Origin of the sequence: Candidatus Planktophila sp. (assembly GCF_046070465.1) — a bacterium.
Lineage (GTDB): Bacteria > Actinomycetota > Actinomycetes > Nanopelagicales > Nanopelagicaceae > Planktophila.
Window position 1 is genome coordinate 1 of sequence record NZ_JBJTMK010000032.1, and the last position, 5,359, is coordinate 5,359.

Sequence of the window (5,359 nt, forward strand, 5' to 3'; positions counted from 1 at the left end):
CAACCACGCTTGGTGGCTATATCGCTCTCCGCGCCTCTGATCGTTTCCACCTTGTATTGGGCCTTTCCGCTGGCTTGCTTCTCGGTCTTGTGGGCTTTGATCTTCTCCCTGAAGTCTTTGAGATGAATCACGACACTTGGCTTGGAGTCCCGGCTGTCTCAGTTGCACTTCTTGCAGGATTTTTAACGCTTCATATCGTTGAAGGTTTCTTTGGTTCGCACGAGCCAGCAGAATCTGATTACGGCCACGATCACGAGCACCACAACATCGCAGGTGCAGTGGGTGCACTTGCAATGGGTGGACATGTTTTTCTCGACGGTATCGGACTTGGCGTCGCCTTTCAGATTGATACCAAGCTTGGTTTCGCAGTATTTCTTGCTGTTCTGGTTCACGCATTTAGCGATGGTTTAAATACAGTCTCGTTGATGGTCAAGAGCGGACATTGGACATCACGGTCTTATGCACTTCTTGGCGTGGATGCGATTGCACGTATCGGTGGAGCCACTTTCGGAACATATCTCGCACTCAGTGATTCTTTATTGTCGATATATCTCGCACTCTTTAGTGGCTTTCTTATCTATCTTGCAACATCACATATCTTGCCTGAGGCGCACTCGCGACATTCAAGCCGTTGGACCTTTGGTGCAACAATTGTCGGAGTAATCGCGATGTGGGCTATCGTCGCGGCGCTTGGCTAAGAGTTACGCTTTCCCGAACCTTCTATCTCTGCACGAATACTCTTCAATTGCTCGCCATAATTGGGCTGGCGTCATATCCGGCCAGAGCACATCCATAAATACAAATTCAGCATACGTTGCTTGCCATGGCAAGAAGTTGCTGGTGCGTTGCTCGCCAGATGAACGCAAGAACAAATCGACATCACTCATCTTTGGTGAATAGAGATACTTCTCAAAAGTCTTCTCGGTGATCGAATCAGCTTTAACTTTTCCGCGTTTAACATCGCGAGCCAGCTCTGCCGCAGCATCCACAATCTCTGCACGCCCGCCATAATTGACGCACATATTGAGAGTGAATTTCTTATTCTTTGAAGTGAGCTCTTCTGCCTCTTGAAGCTCTTGAATCACTGACTTCCAGAGACGTTGAGGACGACCAACCCATTGCACTTTGACGCCGAGCTCGTGGAGGCGATCACGACGATTGCGCAGTGATTCACGGCTATAGCCCATCAAGAATTTCACTTCTTCGGGCGTGCGCTTCCAATTTTCGGTAGAGAACGCGTAGGCACTCATCTCTTTGACGCCAAATTTCATTGCAGCTTCTACGAGTTCGAAGAGAACTTTCTCACCAGCTTCATGGCCCGCCGTGCGAGGAAGGCCACGTTGTTTCGCCCAACGACCATTGCCATCCATCACGACAGCGATGTGGTGAGGGACTTCAATCTTCTTCTTGCTCATGCACGCTCCACCATAGGCAGACTGCGAAGTCCGCGTTCAAGGTGCCATTGTAAATAGGCGGCAATCAATCCACTAGCTTCACGACGGTTTTTACCTTCGCTCGAGGATGCGGTCTGCCAATCAGCATTCAGAAGCGCATCCATTAACTGCAGCGTCTCGGGTGCAGGGGTAGCAGATGCGGATGGGCGACAGTCGTTGCAGACAGATCCGCCACCGACGAGTGAGAAGTATCGATGTGGCCCTGGCTTTTCGCATCGCGAACATTGCGAGAGCGACGGTGCATATCCACCGATAGAAAGTGAACGTAGAAGAAATGCATCGAGAATCAGTGACGGGTCATATCTATTTTCAGCAAGGGCGCGCATGCCACCCACAACAAGTGCGAACTCTTGCGGAGCAGGCTCTTGCTCGTGGGGCGAGAATCGTTCTGCAGTTTCTAAAATTGCATGAGCTATTGTCCAACGCTGATAGTCGCTTGAGATTTCTTCACCGTAGTTCATCAACGCTTCAACTTGAGTAATGGTGTCGAAGGTGCGACCCGTGTGAAGTTGAATATCAACGTGGCTGCCGGGCTCGAGGCGCGCACCGAATTTCGACATCGTGCGACGGACGCCCTTTGCCACCCCACGAATCCGACCGTGTTCTTTGGTGAGCATGGTAATGATGCGATCGGCCTCACCGAGCTTTTGGGTACGCAGAACTATCGCTTCATCACGATAGAGGGCGCCTTTGGTACTCACGGCGCTAAGGGTAGTTAGCGAATAGCGCGGTTGATTGCAGACACGACTGCCTTCAGTGAAGCAGTTGTCGTATTAGGGTCGATTCCGACTCCCCAAAAGACATCTCCGCCGATTGCGCATTCGAGATATGCAGCAGCAGAGGCATCTCCGCCTGCAGAGAGAGCGTGCTCATGGAAATCGAGAACGCGAACATCGACGCCGTAATGATTGAGAATGTTGCAGAAGGCAGCGATAGGTCCATTGCCATGGCCCTGAAGTTCGATTGCTTCACCGCGATCTGTCATCTGCACAGTCAGCTGAACATCTTCATTCATGACAGATGATTGCGCCAAGCCCTTCAGTCGGAAGCGTCCCCATGGAGCAGATTCTGTTGGTAGATACTCATCTTCAAAGATGTTCCACAATTGATCTGCAGTAACTTCGCCACCTTCGTGATCGGTCTTGGCCTGAACAATCTTCGAGAATTCAATCTGCTGACGACGTGGAAGGTCGAGGTGGTGCTCAGTCTTCAAGAGATAGGCAACTCCGCCCTTGCCAGACTGGGAATTCACACGGATAACAGCTTCGTATGAGCGACCAATATCTTTTGGGTCGATAGGCAGATAAGGAACGGCCCATGTGTGTTGATCAACTGGAACCCCAGCTGCAGCAGCATCGCGCTCAAGGTGTTCGAAGCCCTTCTTAATTGCATCCTGGTGCGAGCCAGAGAATGCAGTAAATACCAAGTCGCCACCGTATGGGTGACGCTCTGGAACCTTGAGCTGGTTTGCATATTCCACGGTACGGCGAATTTCATCGATATCGCTGAAATCAATATGGGGATCGATTCCGTGCGAGACCATGTTCATGCCTAGGGTTACAAGACAAACGTTTCCGGTTCGCTCACCATTGCCAAATAAAGTTCCTTCGATGCGGTCTGCACCTGCAAGGAATCCAAGTTCAGCTGCAGCAACACCTGTTCCGCGATCATTATGTGGGTGCAATGAAACGATGACAGAGTCGCGATTATTGAGATTGCGGCACATCCATTCGATGGAATCTGCATAAACGTTTGGAGTTGCCATTTCAACTGTTGCGGGAAGATTCATGATTGTCTTCCACTGTGGTGTTGGCTTCCAAATATCATTGACTGCGTTACAGACCTCAACAGCGAATTCAAGTTCTGTCCCCGTATATGACTCAGGAGAATATTCAAAGGAAATCTTTGTCTCAGGAACTGTCTTCATGAGATCGAGGCAGAGCTGAGCGCCATCCGTAGCGATCTTCTTGATGCCTTCTTTATCAAGACCAAAGACCACGCGACGTTGCAAAGTAGATGTCGAGTTATAAAGATGAATAATCGCCTGCTTTGAGCCAGCGATGGCTTCATAGGTACGACGGATAAGCGGTTCGCGAGCCTGAGTTAAAACCTGGATGATGACATCGTCAGGAATCAAGCCCTCATCAATAATTTTGCGAACGAAATCAAAATCAGTCTGAGATGCAGATGGGAAGCCCACCTCAATCTCTTTGTAACCCATGGCAACGAGCAACTTGAACATCGCCAACTTACGAGGTGTATCCATTGGATCGATGAGCGCCTGGTTGCCATCGCGGAGATCGACCGATGACCACTTAGGAGCCGCTGTCATCTTCTTATCTGGCCAGGTGCGATCGGTGAGTTCTACAGGGATAAAGGATGAGTATCGATGCACAGGCATCTTTGAGGGTGTTTGCTTCGGGAAATTCATTGACTTGCTCCTATTTGTTGTGGGCCGACTTGTTACCGGCGACACCAAACCCCGCAGCGAGGAGACCGGTGATTAGGCCTCGCTACGGCGGATAAGGAGGAGTCCGCGGAGCTTCATAGTGGGGTAATCCTACCCCGCCCCTACTTACTTTCCAAGGGGCGGTATCCGTATCTCAATAATTAAGAAACGAGAGTGGATGCGAAGATCTGCCATGCAAGAGCTGACTTCGCAACCAATGAGAGGGTGATGTACGTGCGCTCTCCTCGGAGATAGTCAGACCACTTTCCAACTTTTTTGTATTGAAGCCATTGCACAAGTGCAAAGACATTAAAGAGCACGAAGAGCGAGATCACGATTCCATAGACAAAGCCTGGAGCTGAAGTCCCTGCTGGACCACCAATGCTCAAAACATAGATAGTGATTGCAATCCAAGGCACGATTCCTGCGATGCAGCCAAAGATGAATGGGAGCCATCGACCGTTACCTGGAGTCTCATACTTCTCTTGGAGCCATCCAAAGAGAATCATTGAGGCATTCGCCCCAAATAGAGCAATGATTGCTGCAACATCAGAGATGCCGCAGATAAGTGCAATCAAGACAATCATCACAGATGAACTGATGGAGTATTCAACCCATCTAAAGAAGTTGCGTTGTTCTTTTAGGCCTAGTGAATATCGATAGAAGAACTGCGGTGATGCAACTACAAAATGAAAGAGAGCCGAAAGTCCTAAGAAGATTGCAACTGTCAGTCCGATTGGGGCATCCAGGAGAACAATTGGTTCTGTGAATGTTGATCCTGGAGGACCTGCCATATATCGAGCAACAATGGGAAGAGTAAAGCCATTGGCAAGTGCGAGAACTACACCCATCTGGGCTAGATGCAGGAGACCGGCCACGATGTTGGCGCGACGTAACTTGGTGACATTTACTTCTTTGCCCATACCTATAAAGGTACAAGGGGTCTTCAGGATTTTCCTGCCGAATTAGCGGCCAGTTCTTTCAAGAACTAGAGAACGGGTAGATAACGATCGAGCTCGTATTGGCTGACCTGGCGGCGATAGTCCAGCCACTCTGCTCGCTTATTACGCAGTACATATTCGAAGACATGCTCGCCCAGTGTTTCGCGAACCAGGTCGCTCTTCTCCATAATAGAAATAGCCTCATTGAGATTAGCTGGAAGCTTCTCTGTCTCAGTCGATGCCGCAAGTGTGTACTTGCCTTCGATTCCCTTCAGTCCCGCTGCAATCATCACTGCATAGGCAAGGTATGGATTACATGCAGAATCCGGTGAACGGAATTCGATACGAGTTGAGTTCTCTTTGTTGGGCTTGTACATAGGAATGCGAACAAGAGCCCCGCGATCATTGTGGCCCCAGTTAATAATTGCGGGCGCTTCGCCCCCGCCTTGTAGACGCTTATACGAATTGACCCACTGATTGGTAATAGCTGTAATTTCCGATGCATGCTTCAAGAT

Annotated in this window: 5 protein-coding genes and 1 pseudogene; 1 reads left to right on the top strand and 5 read right to left on the bottom strand. The window is 49.7% G+C overall.

Annotation, left to right across the window (positions count from 1 at the left end):
- Window positions 1–698: ZIP family metal transporter (locus ACKOVI_RS01615; RefSeq protein WP_509602171.1), on the top strand; the 698-nt coding region annotated here is incomplete at its 5' end.
- Between the two features lie 3 nt (window positions 699–701).
- On the opposite strand, the gene ACKOVI_RS01620 is transcribed toward ACKOVI_RS01615, so the two are convergent.
- The 5 genes and pseudogenes from ACKOVI_RS01620 to ACKOVI_RS01640 all read right to left on the bottom strand — a co-directional run.
- A complete protein-coding gene (locus ACKOVI_RS01620) occupies window positions 702–1,415 on the bottom strand; it encodes an isoprenyl transferase (protein WP_509602173.1) in 714 nt (237 codons plus the stop codon).
- Window positions 1,412–2,155 (bottom strand): DNA repair protein RecO, encoded by a 744-nt coding sequence (gene recO, locus ACKOVI_RS01625; RefSeq protein ID WP_509602175.1) that lies wholly within the window; start codon window positions 2,153–2,155, stop codon window positions 1,412–1,414. The genes ACKOVI_RS01620 and recO overlap by 4 nt, the downstream gene beginning before the upstream one ends.
- Before the next feature lie 14 nt (window positions 2,156–2,169).
- Window positions 2,170–3,885, bottom strand: coding sequence for a 2-isopropylmalate synthase (leuA, locus tag ACKOVI_RS01630; RefSeq protein WP_509602177.1), 1,716 nt, complete (start codon window positions 3,883–3,885; stop codon window positions 2,170–2,172).
- Window positions 3,886–4,064: 179 nt separating this feature from the next.
- On the bottom strand, window positions 4,065–4,826 hold the full coding sequence (gene heR / locus ACKOVI_RS01635) for a heliorhodopsin HeR (protein ID WP_509602179.1): 762 nt from the start codon (window positions 4,824–4,826) through the stop codon (window positions 4,065–4,067).
- A 65-nt stretch (window positions 4,827–4,891) separates the two neighbouring features.
- Window positions 4,892–5,359, bottom strand: a pseudogene (locus ACKOVI_RS01640) (glutamine synthetase); the annotation flags it as partial.